The sequence below is a fragment of the Roseibacillus ishigakijimensis genome (assembly GCF_016595415.1).
In the GTDB taxonomy this organism is placed as follows: Bacteria; Verrucomicrobiota; Verrucomicrobiia; order Verrucomicrobiales; family Akkermansiaceae; genus Roseibacillus; species Roseibacillus ishigakijimensis.
The window spans coordinates 1-16523 of the sequence record NZ_JAENIO010000014.1; the positions used below are offsets into that span (position 1 = coordinate 1).

General features: G+C 60.1%; 11 protein-coding genes. 4 read left to right on the top strand and 7 right to left on the bottom strand.

Features of this window, described 5'->3' with window-relative positions:
• Positions 1-331: 331 nt before the first annotated feature.
• The 7 genes from JIN78_RS07110 to JIN78_RS07140 all read right to left on the bottom strand — a co-directional run bounded on the left by JIN78_RS07110 (position 332) and on the right by JIN78_RS07140 (position 9836).
• Positions 332-1762 carry a DUF1501 domain-containing protein gene (locus JIN78_RS07110; RefSeq protein ID WP_200391257.1) on the bottom strand — a complete coding sequence of 477 codons (1431 nt, stop codon included), beginning with the start codon at positions 1760-1762 and terminating at the stop codon, positions 332-334.
• Between the two features lie 13 nt (positions 1763-1775).
• Complete coding sequence (locus tag JIN78_RS07115) at positions 1776-4040, bottom strand: PSD1 and planctomycete cytochrome C domain-containing protein (RefSeq protein WP_200391258.1); 2265 nt, start codon at positions 4038-4040, stop codon at positions 1776-1778.
• Positions 4041-4059: 19 nt separating this feature from the next.
• Positions 4060-5448: a FecR domain-containing protein gene (locus JIN78_RS07120; RefSeq protein ID WP_200391259.1), complete on the bottom strand. Its 1389-nt coding sequence runs from the start codon at positions 5446-5448 to the stop codon at positions 4060-4062.
• A complete protein-coding gene (locus JIN78_RS07125; RefSeq protein ID WP_200391260.1) occupies positions 5445-5984 on the bottom strand; it encodes a sigma-70 family RNA polymerase sigma factor in 540 nt (179 codons plus the stop codon). The genes JIN78_RS07120 and JIN78_RS07125 overlap by 4 nt, the downstream gene beginning before the upstream one ends.
• 228 nt (positions 5985-6212) lie before the next feature.
• Positions 6213-6527: an RNA recognition motif domain-containing protein gene (locus tag JIN78_RS07130; RefSeq protein WP_200391261.1), complete on the bottom strand. Its 315-nt coding sequence runs from the start codon at positions 6525-6527 to the stop codon at positions 6213-6215.
• Between the two features lie 276 nt (positions 6528-6803).
• Positions 6804-7910 (bottom strand): acyl-CoA desaturase, encoded by a 1107-nt coding sequence (locus tag JIN78_RS07135; protein ID WP_200391262.1) that lies wholly within the window; start codon positions 7908-7910, stop codon positions 6804-6806.
• A 195-nt stretch (positions 7911-8105) separates the two neighbouring features.
• Positions 8106-9836, bottom strand: coding sequence for a ShlB/FhaC/HecB family hemolysin secretion/activation protein (locus JIN78_RS07140; protein WP_200391263.1), 1731 nt, complete (start codon positions 9834-9836; stop codon positions 8106-8108).
• A gap of 210 nt (positions 9837-10046) precedes the next feature.
• Between JIN78_RS07140 and JIN78_RS07145 the strand changes: the two genes are divergently transcribed.
• From JIN78_RS07145 to JIN78_RS07160, 4 genes are all read left to right on the top strand, one after another.
• A complete protein-coding gene (locus JIN78_RS07145; protein WP_200391264.1) occupies positions 10047-13049 on the top strand; it encodes a S8 family serine peptidase in 3003 nt (1000 codons plus the stop codon).
• 142 nt (positions 13050-13191) lie between these two features.
• Positions 13192-13965, top strand: a complete 774-nt coding sequence (gene tpiA, locus JIN78_RS07150) for a triose-phosphate isomerase (protein WP_200391265.1) — start codon at positions 13192-13194, stop codon at positions 13963-13965.
• Positions 13966-13993: 28 nt separating this feature from the next.
• A complete protein-coding gene (locus JIN78_RS07155; RefSeq protein WP_200391266.1) occupies positions 13994-15016 on the top strand; it encodes a chorismate-binding protein in 1023 nt (340 codons plus the stop codon).
• 141 nt (positions 15017-15157) lie between these two features.
• Positions 15158-16495: an LptF/LptG family permease gene (locus JIN78_RS07160; RefSeq protein ID WP_200391267.1), complete on the top strand. Its 1338-nt coding sequence runs from the start codon at positions 15158-15160 to the stop codon at positions 16493-16495.
• Positions 16496-16523 lie beyond the last annotated feature (28 nt).

The window sequence follows — 16523 nt, forward strand, 5'->3', positions numbered from 1 at the left end:
TTGGTTTCTCGTGAGCCGCATCTCGCGGCGGGGCGCGAAGCTAGTCACGAACCCGGCAGACGTCAACATCATTCCGCTCAAAAATCACCCTTTCGCCCCTTTCCCTGAGGAACAAAATAGGAAAAGGCCACCCCAGACAGATAATGAGCCAATTACAACTCGAGGAAATAGGAGCACTTTTTGCAGTCAAACAAGCTTTCCGGAGGGCAGGAACGGGACCCGAAGGACGAATCAGATCGACCAGACTCCCTAACTTATTCCTAGTCAACAAAAAGAAAGCGCAAGCAGTCAGAAGCCGCTTGCGCATTTCATTCGTTCCACTTGGCCCGGATTAGGCCAAAATCTCTTTCACCACATGGCCATGCACATCGGTCAGACGAAAGGCGCGGCCCTGATGGCGGAAGGTGAGGGCCTCATGATCGAGGCCCATCAGGTGCAGAATGGTCGCTTGGAGGTCGTGGACATGCACTTTGCCTTGGGTGACATTGAAGGAAAAGTCGTCGGTCTCGCCATACACGCCGGGTTTCACCCCTCCCCCGGCCATCCACATGCTGAAGCAGCGGGGATGGTGATCCCGTCCCGCAGAGGGAGAGCCGACTTTGCCTTGAATAACGGGGCTACGGCCAAATTCCCCGCCCCAGATGACGAGGGTATCATCAAGCAAGCCTCGTAGCTTGAGGTCCCTGACGAGAGCAGCACTGGCTTGGTCGGTATCGCGACAGTACTTTTTCAATTGGCTATCAATATCGTTATGATGATCCCACCCCGGGTGGAAGAGCTGGATGTAACGCACCCCCCGTTCGGCCAGGCGACGGGCGAGGAGGCAATTGGCCGCGAAGGTGCCAGGTTGGCGGGCCTCCTCCCCATACATTTGGTAGGTCTGCTCGCTCTCGCCAGAGAGATCCGTCAGCTCGGGCACAGAATGCTGCATGCGATAGGCGAGTTCGTATTGGGCAATGCGGGTGCGAATCTCCGGGTCTTGGTAACGGTCGTATTGCCGCTGGTTAAAACTGCTCAACTTATCGAGCATGGACCGGCGCAATTCGCGAGGAATGCCGGGGGCATTGCGGAGATAGAGCACCGCGTCTTCCTCTGATCGCAGAAGCACTCCCTGGTTCTTACCTGGCAAGAAGCCCGGTCCCCAGTAGTAATCGTAGAGAGGTTGGCCTCCGGGATTGCTCACCTTGGATGCGAGAACGACAAAGCCCGGCAAGTCCTCGTTGGGACTACCCAAGCCGTAGGTCAACCAGGAGCCCAGGCTGGGCCGCCCCGCAATCTGATGCCCGGTGAGCATGAAGGTCATGGCGGGAGCGTGATTGATCTGGTCGGTAGAGACGGATTTGATGAGGCAGAGATCATCGATAATGGCACCCGTGTGGGGCAGGTGCTCACTGAGCATGACCCCCGACTTTCCGTAGCGCTGAAACTTGTGAAGACTCCCGTGGACGAGTTGCTTTTGCGCAGCCGTCATCCCGGTCACCCGCTGTCCCATGCGGACGGAATCAGGCAGCTCGGTGTTGTTGTATTTGTTCAGCTCCGGTTTGTAATCAAAGGTCTCAATCTGGGACGGAGCTCCGGACATCATGAGGTGGATGACCCGCTTGGCTTTCGGCGCATAGTGCGGCAGAGAATTTTCGAGTGGATTTTGACCGCCTGAAGCTTGGCAGAGTTGAGCCAAGGCGGCAGCACCGATGCCATATCCGGCGCTTCCGAGGAAATGCCGGCGGGACAAATGAAGGGAGGGTTGTTGTAGGAAAGACATGGCAAAATTGGGTCTACTGATGGGTCAGGGTTTCGTCGGTATTCAGGAGGAGAAGAGCAACGTTGCTAAAAGCTGCCAGAAGAGCGGGTTGCTCAGTCTCGCTCTGGGCTTCCCCCACGCTGAGGAGGGCTTGTGCCTCCCCGGGATTCGCTTGATAATATTGCCGGGCCTCCTCGAAGAAGCTCTGCAGTTCACCCAGCTCGGCCTCCTGCGGCTCGCGGAGAAGAACCCGTCGAAAAGCGGCCACCATCGCCTCCTGCGGCGCATGACTCCTGAGAACCTCCTGAGCCAGAACGCGGGCTGCTTCCACATAGGTGACATCATTCAGCGTCACCAGAGCATGCAGAGGAGTATTGGTTCTCCGCACATTGACCTCACAGATCCGGCGTGGGCTGGCGTCGAAGAGGTTGGCCGGCGCAATCGTCCGCCTCCAAAACGTGTAGAGACTTTTGCGATACAGCTGCTCACCTTTGGCTTGCTCGTAACGAATCTTACCCGCCGTGGGGGTGAACCAGATATTCTTGGGTTGATAAGGCCGCACCGAGGGGCCGAAAAGCTCCTCGTTCAGGAGCCCGGACACCGCCAAGGCCTGGTCACGCAGCATCCAGGAGGGATAACGAAAACGCGCCCCCCGAGCGAGAAAGACGTTGTCGGGATCCGAGCGCTGACTCTCCTCATCGCGCACCGAAGTCTGGCGGTAAGTGGCCGAAAGCACGATCTGTCGACAAAGCCGCTTCACATCCCAGCCCTGCTCGCGGAAGTCCGCCGCCAGCCAGTCCAGGAGCAAAGGATGACTTGGACGCTCACTCTGAATGCCAAAGTCTTCTTGGGTCTTGACGATTCCCCGGCCGAAAAAGAGCTCCCAAAAACGGTTCACGGTCACCCGCGCGGTCAGAGGATTCTCGTCATCGACCATCCACTGAGCCAAGCCCAGCCGATTGGCGGGGTAGTCTTGAGCGCCAGCGAGGAAGGCTGGCGGAGCCGGGGTGACCTCACGGGTAGGCTGGTCCCAGGTCCCGCGATCGAGAATGTGGGTGGGGCGAGGCTCCCCTTCCCGATCCTTCATCACGGCCACCCGAATGCGATTTCCTTCGGGGAAGCTGATGTGGTGGTGCTTGGTATTGGCCTGATAGGCTTCCACTTGCTGGCGATGAGCGGCAGGAACCTCCAACTCGAGAAAGGGCTTGGCCTGGTGACCGGATTTGCCGTTTTCATCGACATTATTGAAGTAGGCAAAAAAGCGAAAGTAGTCCTCCTGGGTGATGGGATCGAACTTGTGGTCGTGGCAACGGGCACAAGCCATGGTCAGTCCGAGAAAGGCCGTCGAGGTCGTTTCCGTCCGATCGGCGACGACTTCGATGCGTGTTTCCTCCGGGTCGACTCCCCCTTCGCCATTGATCATGTGGTTGCGATTGAATCCGGTAGCGATGATCTGGTCTTGGGTCGGGTTGGGGAGTAAATCGCCCGCCGTTTGCTCCAGGATGAACTGGTCGTAGGGTAGATTCCGGTTGAAGGCTTGGATCACCCAGTCACGCCACGGGTATTGCGACCGAACCTGATCCAACTGGTAGCCATCACTTTCCGAAAAGCGAGCCACCTTCATCCAATACATCGCCATCCGCTCACCGAAGGAAGGAGAGGCCAGCAGCGCGTCCACGAGGCCTTCGTAAGCCTTCTCTCCCTGCTGGGGATAATCCCGGAGAAAGGCTTCGGCGAGATCCGGGGCTGGAGGCAGGCCCGTGAGATCCAGAGCCACCCGCCGCAGAAGAGTTTCGGGTTCCGCTTCGGGCGAGGGGGTCAGGCCCTTGCCTCTGAGTCGGGCACGGACAAAGGCATCGATCTCGTTGCGCACCGAGTGGTCTTCCCCACCAGGGACAGCTGGTTTCTTAATGGGCTCGAAAGACCAATGCCGCCCCCATTCTGCCCCTTCCGCTATCCAGCGGCGAATCAGTTCTTTTTCTTCCCCCTTGAGCTGGCGGTGGTTCTTGGGAGGAGGCATCTGATCGTCAGGATCGGTAGCAGTGATTCGCTGGTAGAGCAGACTGCCCGCTGGATCCCCTTTCTTCACCACGGCATCTCCCTTGAGCAGGCCATAGAGGCCCTCTTCGGTATCGAGGCGCAAATCGGCTTCCCGCGTATTTTCATCCGGCCCATGGCAGTGGAAACAGGCATCGGAAAGCAGCGGCAAAATCTGATAAGAGAAGTCGACAGGCTCGTCCGCGAAAAGCGAGGAACTCGCTAGCGCGGCGGCGACAAAGGTTCTGAAAGTATCCATCATAGTCAGGAGAATCGATTGCTTAGGGGGACGAGAGGAGGCGGCCGGGCACGGAGACGGAATCAAGACCGATCCAGCTCCAATGGGGGTTGCGGTAGGTATCGATGAGGTCGAGCACGTAGACTTCCTCTTCCCCATCCTGAGCGGTGGCGGCGGCGAGTTCGGCGGCGGAAATCTCCACCCGGGCCCATTCATAAAAGTTGCCCGGTGCCCGTCGCACGCTGCAGAGATAGCGACCATCACTCACCCGCCGCAAAGCCAAGCCCAGAAAGCCCTGGTCACTGGAGTCGGTGGGCAAGTCCTCCAAGCGAGCTGGGGGAGCCTCGGCCCGGCCCCGGCCCCCAGTTAAAAAAGCGCTGAGAGAGCCCCCCTGGCGGTCCAGATGAAAGGGAGGCGAGGTCAAACGCAGGGCTGCCATGGTATCCCGATCATGAAAAGGCAGCGGCAAGATCCGCCCCTGGCCCTGATGAGGAGCAAATTGGTGGGGCCCACTATGAAAAGCGCCTATTTGGTCGGGGGCCGAGGGAAGGGACACAAAGCCTTCCAAGAGCGAGAAACGGGCAATGCCAGCGGTGAGCGGACTGGAGGGCCGATCTCCCCGGTCACTATATTGCCCTTGTTGGGACGCCTCCCAGCGAGGACTGCCGGGCTCGAAGTCAAAAGTGATACGCTCGTGCGAAGGCAAAGAATCCCGCGCAAAATCCTCAGCCCGGAGGGCTATGGGCTCGTAACCGGCATTATCGGGATGGTGCACCCGCACCGCTTCCCCGACCCCAACCATGGTGGAAACCTCTCCCACCGGCAAGAGGACTTCCGCTTTTCCCTCAAAGACATGCAGCTCGGTCTGTTCATCGTCCACGGCCACCCCAATCTGAGTTCCATGGTCAATGACATCCCCATTGGGGGTCAGGACCCGAAAACCGGTCGCCTCGGGAGGCACATCGGCGGACAAAATCCCGCGATGAAGCACCAGCTCATTGTCACCGCTGATGCGATACCTGGCGGGGCCACGTAGCTCGACCGTCACCCCGCTAACCAGAGCGAAAGATCGTTGCTGCTCATCCGCCACCACCTCCCACTGCTGGACCGCGCCGCCGTCGACGTCGGCTTGGGAGGAAGAAGTCCGGCCCTCCATTCCGCTGCGCAAAAGCGGAATAGCGATCAATGAAAGAAGCAAGAGAGCCGCGCTAGCCGACCACATCCAGGGCTTACGGGACCGCTTGACTCGCGGGAAGGAGAGCACCTTTCCACCCTCATCCTCTAGAAGGGCCTCCACCGCCACCGTATCGAGATAGAGAGCGAGAGCCTCGTCATCCTCCCGAAGCATTTCCTGCAGCCGGGCATGGTCTTCATCCGAGAGAGTCCCCGCCAGAGCCTGGCCGATCCAGCTTTCCAGTTGCGCTCTTTTCATGCCGACACCTCCCCCTGCAATTGGCGATTGATGCAGTCCCGCAGGCTGGCCCGCACCCGTTCGAGAATTTTGCGAACCGCGGCATGGGTTCGCCCCTTGCGACGGGCAAACTCCGCGAGAGACGCTCTTTCGAAGTAACGATGCTCCACCAACTCGCGCTGGTCGGCAGCGAGCTGGGCGAGGCAATGTTGCAAGGCCTCTTGGCGCCCTTGGAAATTTTCCCACTGCGTGCTCGCCGCCTGGGACAAACGCTCGAGCACTTCCTCATCAAAGGCGAGACTCTGATTTTTCAAACTGCGCTGCCGCCACGCCATCACCTGAAAGCGGGCAATCGTGCCGGCCCAAGCATTGAAATTCGTCCCCGGGGTAAAGGTCGCCCGTTTGCGCCAGAGAACGAGATTGGTCTCCTGCAAGACATCCTCACACTCCGAGCTACCCGGAATCATACTCCGGATCAGAGCCCTGAGTATCGATTGCTGCTGGGCAATCAGAGCCATCATTTCCTCTTCCTCCGCCGCTGTCAAAGTCCTGTCCACTTACCCACTAATAGGCGGAAGCAGGCCGATGTGACAAAAAAAGTTCGCCCCTTCCCGCTGAGTTCTCCAGCTCTTCGGCCTCCTCCGAAGACAGAGAGAGCCCTTCCAACGGGGGGCAAGGTGCTCACTCTCAAGAAAGAGAACGACTCCACAGGGCAACAAAAAGGCCGACTTCGAAGTGAAGTCAGCCTGCCAAAATTAAATTGTTTCCGAGGGGAGGGGCCTCAATTACCAGCGGTCGCGTCCGCCACCACGGCTGTCGCGATTGCCGCGGCCGCCACCGCCACCGCCACCGCGATCTTCGCGAGGCTTGGCTTCGTTCACCCGGAGGTTGCGGCCACCGAATTCAGCGCCATCGAGGTCCTTGATGGCAGCTTCCATAGCTTCCTTGGAATCCACGGTCACGAAGGCGAAGCCACGAGGACGACCGGACTCGCGGTCTTCGGGAATGTGGACGTCAGTCACTGCGCCAAATTCGCCGAAGAGATCTTTCAATTCATCGGCCGAGGTCGAGAAGGGGATATTCCCCACATACATTTTCATAATAACAGGTAGCTCGCCCCGAACTCGAGTTTTGGACAGATCCTTCCCCTTCCCGCTGGCGAAAAAAAGACTGACCCGCCAGCATCCGCCTCATCGGCGCAAGCGCCCTTCCGGGCCTGAGCCAAGTCGGGGGCGACGGCACAGCAGTGACAGATTCCGTTGAAAACACAAGCCAATTCAACGGCGGCAGCAAATGGCCCTCCATCAATCCACAAAAAAACCCGGAGAAGATTTTCTCCGGGTTCCTTATTTCATTTCTCAAAATAAAAATCGGGGTCAGGCAGGTAAGGGACGCAACTGGGAAAGCCGGTCCATGAGCAAGCGGGTCTCTTCGCGCCAGCGCTCGATGGTATCGCGGGAAGCCTCGGCGCGTTGGGCCGCCTGTGCTTCCAGCTCGTGGTAAGCATGAGTAAGCTTTTCCTGCATTTCCTTCACGGCGGAAAGGGTGTTTTGGCAGATTTGAGCTCCCGAGGCCTCCAGGCTGGCGAGACGCTTCTCGGTGTGGCGGCGGGCTTCCGCCATTTCGGCCAAGAGAATCCGAGTCTGGGAAACACGGCGCAAGTTGGAGGCCAGACCGACTTTTTGCAGGGTCCAGATGGCCCATTTGGTCGGATCGAAGTTCCAGGGTTTCACCCCGTTGCGGTAGTCGTGCTGAAACTCGTGGTGGTAGTTGTGATAGCCTTCGCCAAAGGTGAAGAGAGACATCAGGAAGCTATCGCGAGCGCTGCAACGCGTGGAGTAGGGACGCTTGCCCACACAATGGCAGAGGCTATTGATGAAGAAGGTGCTCTGCTGCACGACGAAGACGCGGAGGGCACCCACAATGAGGAATCCGCCAAGAGCGCCGGTCAATCCGTTGAGGAAAAAACCAATCACGGCCGGAAGGAGAAGACCCACCACGCCAGCAATGACTTTGTCGTATTTGTATTGCCACATCACAAGCTTGTCCTTACGAAGATCGGCCACGTTGTCGAGGGGGCGCTCGGGGTTCACTTTGAACAAGATCCAGCCAATGTGGGCCCAGAGAAAGCCATTATTGATGTTGTAGGGATCATCATGCCCGTCCACGTGCTTGTGGTGGCGACGGTGGTCGGACGCCCAGTTGAGTGCGGAGTTCTCAAAAGCGCAGGAGCCGAAAATGAGAGTGAAGAGTCGCACCGGCCACTTGGCTTTGAAGGACAGGTGGGAAAAGAGACGGTGATAGCCGAGGGTGATGCTCATTCCCGTTGCCACCACATAAAAGAAGAAGAGGGCTGCGGTGACCCAGTCGATTCCGTGAGCGAGCAGGTAAAGCGGGGCTCCAACCACCGCCAAAAGACTAATAATCAGAAGAAAGAGTGTATTCACCCAGTTCACGCGGTGAAACGGAATATTCAGTGCCATGTTGATGGTATTTATTGTTGAGGAACCGATCGACAGCAAGGCCAGCGGCTCGAACTGCCCGGAATTACGGGCCGTTACGCGGGGACCTTACGAGCGGATTCGACAATTACCAGCCTCAAGTTGAGAGACTTTGTAACCCCTTGGCAAAAAGACAAAGAGGCGCTCCTTTGCCCTTTCTGGAATGGCAATTCATCGCTACCACCGCCAGACCAGCCCCAGATGAGCCCGGGGGCCATCCCCCTCCAATAGAGGAAAACCGAGGTCAGCCCGCAGGTTCGCCCCGTGCCATTGCGCCCGGGCTCCCAGTCCCAGGCTGAGAAACGACTCGCGATCTTCTCCCTCGCGCCAGGCCCAGCTTTGATCGAGAAAGAGGAGTCCTTGCGCGGCCAGCTCATGCTCTCGCCAATGGCTCCGCCAGGCCGGACTGCGCAATTCCACACTCCCCCACCAGCCGTGGTCGGCCAGATACTCGCGCTCGCGATAGCCCCGCACGGTGCGCAGCCCCCCGATACCCAGTTGTTCGCCGGGAAGGAGCGCTCCGCTGGCCAACTGGGCTTCCCCACGCAGGGCCAGAGTCCAATCCCCCCAGGCGCGACTGGCCTGGCCTTGCCCCCGCAGGTAGAAATAAGTCTGGTCGGCTCCCTCCCGATAAGCTGCGAAATCCTCCCCGCCATTGCGTCTACTCAGGCCCCCCGGACTCACCACCAGAGCCATTCTGCCCTCCCGCTCCCACTGCTCCTCGGGACCGCGCTCGCGTCGGGCCTGGAATTCCAACCGGGCTTGCACCACCTCCACCGGTGTATCCGAATCGAGCCCGGCGAGGTCTCCAAAAGTCAAAAAGGTATCCGAACGCTTGAATTCCAGTCCGGCACTGAGTTCGCCCTGCCAGGAAGGCCCGGCCACGGGGCGGCCATAAGAGACACCGACTTGCCAAATGCCTCCCTCTACCTCAGTGGGTCCGAGCAAGGTGTTCGACTCACTCACCACGCGGGCCCAGCTGGCAGCGAGGCGAAAGAACTCGTGACGCCCATGGAGTGGCACTTCCCAGGAAAGGCCATGGGCTTGAAATTCACCGGGATTGGCTCCCAGCGTGGCTTGGTAGGCCAGGATGTGATCCCGATCAAAGGCATTGCCCCACACTCCGCCAAGGAGAAAGCGCTCTTCTCCCGTGGTCTCGGTGCCACTATTCTCGTAACCGGCATAGAGTTGCCAGGGGCGCTTTTCCTCGAAGGCGATGATCAAATCCGCCTCGCCGTGGCTCTCCCCTGCTGCCGCAAAAATCTCCGCTTGCCGAAAGGGATTCCGGCTCAACCAAGTGGTCACGGCGGTGAGGTCGCTGGTTTTCAGCAAGTCTCCCCGCGAGAGAAAGAGGGCGCGACTGAGTCGCTCTTCGTTGAATGCAGAGCTCGCCCGCATCTGGACCGAGCCCACCCGCCCTTCCTCCACCCGCACCACAAGAGATTCCAAGCTCTCCGGAGCCTGGGGCGGAATCCAGACCTCCACCACGGGGCGGTCGTGGTCTTCGTAATGACGAATGATAATTTCGCTGAGGGTGAGCAAATCCCTCTCGGTCAGAGGGCGCCCCCGGAAAGTCTCCAAGCGACTCCGCAGGGTTTCCTGCTGGTCCACCGTGAGCCCCACCAGTTCCACGCCGGGGGCGCCCGGGCTCTCCACCTCTTCCACCCCCGCCACCACCTGAAGAAAGGTCACGGGAGACACAAGAGCCAGCTGGTCATCCCCCGCGGCCACGGGAGAATCTGAGCCAAAGGGTAAGGCGCGGGCCGGAGTGAGGTTGTCCACCTCGGGAAAAAATTCTTCCTGAGCCCGGGTCTCCCCCATGGCCCAGAAAACTCCTAAAATCAGCCCCACCTTTTGCACGAAGCAAGAGCAAAGCCGAATGGCTGCCGAATCCCAAGCAAATCCCATCGCCGACAGCCCGCTCCCGCCCTTCTCGCCGAGGCAGCGGCAGCCGCTTCGGTCACTTTCTCTTCCCCCCGGCTCGCATTCCCTGCCCATTTTGCCTAAAACCGGAGGTCGTCGAGGCCATTTCCCATGAAGTCTGAAAATCTCTCAAACTCGTTTGCGGTTGGAAAGCCGGACACGCCCCCGGAGCGCTCCGCCTTTTCCTTGCCTGTTATGAAGCTCTTTCTCTTATCCTTCCTCCTCGGCACCCTCGCCTGTGTCGGTGACATTCTGGAGTGGTCCCAGGCAGACACGACCTTGAAAGGCAAAACCTCGGTCTTCCACAGCGTGGACGTGCGCCGTCCCGAAAAGAAGGAAGCGACCGCTGCGGTGGGAGGAGCTTTTCTAGGCGACTTTACCCTCGCGGGACTGACAAACAGCACCCCCTCAGCCGAGAAAGCGCCACAGGCGGTGGTCGTCCACTACGAGGAAAAAGGCGATGGTATCTGGACGCCCCGCTGGGCCAGCCAGACCTTTTCCGAAGCAGGAGCCGCCATCGTGGATGTGGTGATGGGAAAAAATGATGACTGGATTTTCGTCACCGGCACTTACGACGGCGAGACCGTCTTCGGAACCTCGCAAGACTTCATACTTCCCGATCCCGGACGACCCAATGGCTTTGTCGGCATTCTTAGTGAACACGACGGGAAGTGGCTGCAGGTCTTTTCCACGCAACAGTTTCTCCCCTCCTCCATTGAGGTCGATCGAGAGGATCACATCTACCTCACCGGTCCCGACTACCTTCTCCTCAAGCTTACCCCCAACGGAGACGAAGTGTGGTCGGTGGAAGCAACGGATCGAAGCCTCGCGCCCCGTCGCCTCGCCCTGGAACTCTCGCCAGAGAAGCTCTACCACCTCTATGTGCAGGACGCCGTCCTGAACGGGGCCAACACCCGGGTAACGCGCATCAGCCAATTTTCCAATGAAGGCGAACTGAAATGGTCCGAGGTGGTTAACTCGGAGGGGGGAAATCAACCGGGAGGCATTGCCGTTCCCCGCCCCGGATTGGTGACTTTCGCCTACTCCTCCGCTTCCACCAAGACCCGCTTTGGGGAGCAGAGCCTGGCTCCGGACTATTCGCACAAAGGGGTGGAAACCTTTGTGGTGCGGCTGAATGCGAACGGGAAGGTCCTCTGGAGCACCCCAACGGTCTCCGCCCAGGAGGACAAAGCGAGCATGACCGCCACCGACCTGCGGCATGACCCGAGAGGCAATGCCCATCTCGCGGTCAACTTCCAGGGTCTTTTCCTTTGGCGACAGCGCGACTACCCGGGGAAAGAGGACACCGGCGTTCTCACCGTGGGCGATGGCGGTGTGCCCTATCAATTTCTGCGCAGTGAAGGCAATACTCCGGGGCATGGCCGGGGAATTGCCGCCCTCGATCGGGAGCGGCAAGTGCTGGTGGGAGACTTCGGCATTCCCACGGATGGCGGTGAGCTCACCTTCCCCCCGCTCTCCGTCTCCGGGTCGGATTCCCAAGTCTTGTTTGCCGCGACACATAAGAAAGCAGGACAATCCTGTTTCATCATCCGGCAGCCCATCGACGACCCCACTCCCCCCGACGCCTTTCTGGACAAGCTGCGCAGTGTCCTCGAACAACATCCCGGGGCACCGGGAACTCTCTCCTCGCCGGCCATCATCTATCGCGAGCTGAACTTCCCCGATCTCGTCTCTTCGCCCACCACCGGCTTTCTCACAAAGATTGTGGGCTTTGCCGCTTTTCTCTCCCTGCAGGATGTCGATTTCCTGGCCAGTAGCGGGGAATACGTGGTCGAGGAAGACCTCATCATCACCCCCTCGGGCACGCTGCAACCCGCGTCTTACAACCTGGCCAAGCTCAACAGCAGCGATGCCTCCGCGCCTTATAGCTTCGATTATCCGGAGCTTTGCCAACCCGTGAAGCTCTACCTCATCGACACCGCAGTCTACGACCCGGGCAACAACTACTTTGCCAGCAACGACAAACTCACTCTCCTCGACCCCTTGCCAGCGGGTTACGGCGAACTCTTGCGGGCCCCGAACGACACCCACGACATCGTGACTTCCGAGCACGGCACCAATGTCCTCTCCCTCATTGCCGGGCCAGGTCACGGGGTGGCACCCGCAACGCCCATCACGACCAAGATCTTCGATATTTTTCCCGATGCCAACACCGCCCGAGTCTCGGCTCTCATCGAAGCCCTGCTCCTTGCGCGCGACGACTATTTGAGCAATTCCTACTACCAGCCCGCCACCATCCTCGCCGCCGTGAATTCGGTGCAGCAGGTCTCGGCGGGAGATTTGCCCGGGTTGAATATCGCCATCCATGCCTGCTCCGATGCCCAACTTCCCTTGATTTTCGCCGCAGGAAACAATGGAGGACTGGCCAGCGACTACGCTCCCAGCCAGTTTGCCACCTACCCCGGCGTGCTCTGTGTGGGGGCCAGCCGCGAAAACGGAAGCTTCTACACGGTCTCCAACTACGGGCCGGAGGTGGATCTGCTCGCTCCGGGCCACCAGACTTGGGCGGCCAGCGAAAACGGTGGCAACCTCATCAGCAAGCAATTCAGCGGCACTTCCGCTTCAGCCGCGCTGGCCACCGGTGCCTTTTTGCAATTTCAGGCGGCCAATCCCTGGTTGCGCAGTCACGCGCTGGTCGCCAGCTTCCTCCAGCATTCCCGGCAAGCAACGACCATTTCCTACGAAGGCACGGACTACCCGCAGGCACGCGCTCTGCCCGGTCTTCCGCCTTGTCTCACGGGATATGCCGACTGGGTCCAGTGGTTCGATCTGAACAACCCCAACCCAGAGGAGAATGAAGATAACGATGCCTACGACAACCTGCGAGAATATGTCCACGGGCTCCATCCCCACCTGGCCGACCCCCTCCCCTATCCCTTCTGCATCAGCCCCGCCCCGGAGACTCCCGAGGTCCACCTGACCTTTCCCCTCGCCGGGTGGCTGTGGGACCCGGCGGCCACCGGACCCGAGTATCTCCTGCGCGACGGCCAGACCTGCCTCACCGTTCTTGCCTCCAACGACTTGGTCAAATGGGAGTTCTACGATCCGGCCCTGACTGAAATCTCCTGCAAGAACGGTCAATCCCTATTGCAATTCTCCATTCCCACCACCGACCACGACCGGGCCTTCTTCCGTCTCTGGTATCAAGCGGACAAAAAAGAGAAAGCCCGGCCCTAGGGGCTAGGGAGAGAGCTAACCCCCTCACCAACAGAAACAGCGGACCGGGTGGGGCCATTTCGGTCAAGTTCCGGATCTAGCCTTGCTTGCCTGCTGGGGCCAATGTAAAGGGAGCTTTGGAACCACACTGCCCTGCCTGATTATGAGAAAGCCGATTATTGCCGCCAACTGGAAGATGAACAAAGGCCCCGCCGAGACCGACGACTTTATCAAAGGACTTATCTCGAAAATTGGAAAAGCCACCGACAAGTGTGATGTCATCGTCTCTCCTCCCTTTGTCAGCCTTCCGGTTGCCAGCCAGCTTCTCTTCAGCCACGACATCTCGGTGGCGGCCCAGAATGTGTCCCAATACGATCCCGGGGCCTACACCGGCGAAATCAACGCCCTCATGCTCAAGGAGCTCTACATCCCCTACGTCATCATCGGGCATAGCGAGCGCCGCTCTCTCTTCGGCGAGACGGATGAGATTCTCAATGCCAAGATGCACAAGGTGCGGGAGACCAATCTCAAGCCCATTTTCTGCATCGGAGAAACCTTGGAAGAGCGCGAAGGAGGACAGCTCGACGCCGTGCTGCGCCGCCAGCTCACCGAAGGCCTGAAGGGTCTTTCCGAAAAGGACATTCTCGAAACCGTGCTGGCCTACGAGCCCGTCTGGGCCATTGGCACCGGAGTCACCGCCAGCCCGGAGCAAGCCCAGGACGCCCACGCCAAGGTGCGGGTCATCCTCGCGGAAACCTTCGGTGGAGAGGTCGCCGACAAAGTGCGCATCCAATATGGCGGCAGCGTGAAGCCTGGCAATGCGGCCGAGCTCCTCGGCCAGCCCGACATTGATGGCGCCCTCGTGGGAGGAGCCAGCATGGAAGTCGCCAGCTTCTTGCAAATCATCGAGAACGGCACAGCGGCCGCCAACGCCTGAGCGCACGCGCCTTTCTTTTCGCACCGGAATGAAGATGGACTGGGCCTGTTTTGCGACCGCCGACGGTCGTCTGGTCCAGGGACACGGCCCCTTCGAGGCACTCCCCGAGTGCCCTCCGGAAGGGGTCGCTTTTTATCGCAACGACTTCGCCCTGCAGGAAAAGGCGCCTTGGTTGCGTCCGTCCCGGGTCGAAATTTCCGCCACCCTGCCCGCCTCATTCGCCGCCCCCGGGGGAGAGGGCGAGCCAGTCACCTGGCAGGATCCCGAAGCCGGACGCTTTGCGGAAGTCTTTCGCGAAGTGATGGATCGGATCCGTAGTGGCAGCTTGGAAAAATCCGTCCCGGTGGTCACCGAGACCGGTCATTGGCAAGCGCCTCCAGCCGCTTGGCGGAGCCTACCCCAGCGGCTCGCCCCGGGGATGCGGCTCTTTGGCTGGCAGGCAGGGAACCACGGGCTGCTCTCCGCCACTCCCGAGCAGCTCTTCCACCTCAAGGACGGCCTCCTCACCACCATGGCCCTGGCGGGAACCGCCCGCAGCGAGGAGAGGGAGCTCTTCAGCGTCGATGAAAAGGAGATCCGCGAGCACGAGTTCGTCGCACAGACTCTGATGGCCAAGCTGGCAGATACCGGCATGGTGCGCCGCAAGGACCGGGAAATTCTGGATTTGGGCGAACTCATCCATTTCCACACCCCCATCGAGGTCGAGCTCTATCGCCCGGAGGATCCCGAAGTGCTGGTGCGGCGCCTGCACCCCACCCCGGCCCTGGGCCCCCTCCCCCGCACGTCCGAGACCTTGGAAGCGCTCTACGACTGGCGCGAGCGCCTACACTGCCCCCGCTGGTTCGGAGCCCCCTTTGGCTTGGCCATGGACGGAAGCTTCGAGGCCCTCGTCGGTATCCGCATGACCGTTTGGGAAGGAAATCTGGTGCAGATCCCCGCCGGTTGCGGAGTGATCGAAGCCAGCCGCCTGGTCAACGAGTGGCGCGAGCTCCGGCTCAAGCGGGAAGCCGTGAAGCGAGTCTTCGGCTTTCTCCCCCAGCCTTTGGGATAGCCCGCCCCTCCTTGAGAGAAGCCCCCCCGCGCGAGGACCCCGCTTCTCCGGCCGGAGAAGAGCCGATCCCGCAGCAAGCGCGGTGGCTTCTTTTCCCCTTTGCAAGGGCGGGCATCTGGAGTGAACTGCGCGACGATTCCCGTGCGTTTTCTCACTTTCATCATCCTCTTGGGCGCCGGACTGGGCCTCGGCTTCTTCCTCGCCCCGTTCGAAGAAGCCTCGGTGCGCAACCACTTGGTCGGCTTCCCCAATGCCGATGCCAGGCTCCATCAGCTCCGGCCCTGGGCCGTAGTCCTCCTTTGCCTCCTTCCCGCCCTCGGGGCCCTCTGGTATACCTTTGCTTCCATTCTCGACCGCTACCTGTTCCGGAAAACCCTCGTCGCCTTTCTCATCACCACGGCAGGCTTTCTCCTCCTCTTCATCCTAATGGATTTTCAGGATTCCATGTCGGATCTATTGGCCGCTCGGAATCCCGCACAATTCTTTCCCACCTACTATGCCGTTCTCCTGTCGCAAACGACGGTGCTGCTCCTCCCCTTCACCATCCTCCTGGCCCTCCTCTACTCCCTGGGGCAACTATCCGCCTCCCGGGAAATCGTGGCCTTCACCCAAACCGGACGGGGCATTTTCCGCCTCCTGCGCCCCTTGGTGGTCCTCGGGGGTCTCCTCTCGCTCCTGTCCTTTTGCCTCAATTTCCACCTCGCACCTTGGGCCCGCGGGTATCGCGAAGCCCTTCTAAGCTCCGCCAATCAGAAAGAAGCCTCCCAGGCCGCCAATGTCATTCACCACACCCGGGAGGAAAGGCGCCTCTGGTTCATCGGCGGATTCCCCTACGACCTCAGCGGAAAAAGCCCCCTCACCGATGTGCAAATCAGCATCCGGAATGAGGACGGTTCCCTGCAAGCGCGCCTGAAATCCCCGCGCGTGAGCTGGAACCGGGAGAACGGACACTGGAGTTTCGCCGAGCCCACGCGCCTCGCGGTCCAGAGCGAGCCCACCCCGGAATATGAGGAAAACCTGCCGGATCCCCTCGTCTTCAGAGACTGGGAAGAGACCCCCTCCCAGCTCATCCAAGAAGGGCTCGACGCCCGCTACCTGGGCATCCCGGGCCTCCACGACTGGCTGAGAACCAACCCCGATCGCAGCACCTTCCTGGCCCGCTCCTTTGAGAGCCAGCTGCACTACCGCTGGGCTCAGCCTTGGCTCTGCCTGGTCACGGTCTTGCTGGCGGCCCCACTCGGCATCAGCTTCTCCCGCAGGGGCCGGGGCGGCACCGTGGCCGTGGCCATCATTTTGTCTGCCCTCATGCTCTTCTGCGCGGAAGTCTTTCTCGCCTTCGGAGACTCCGGCCGCATCCCCCCCATTCCCGCCGCTTGGGCCACCAACAGCATCTTCCTCGCGGTGGCCCTCCTGCTCATCCAGCGCCGCCTCAAGGGACGACCCATTTTCCAAACCATCCGGCGCCTCTGCGGCAACTGACGCAGCCTGCCCCACTCCGGGATTGCTT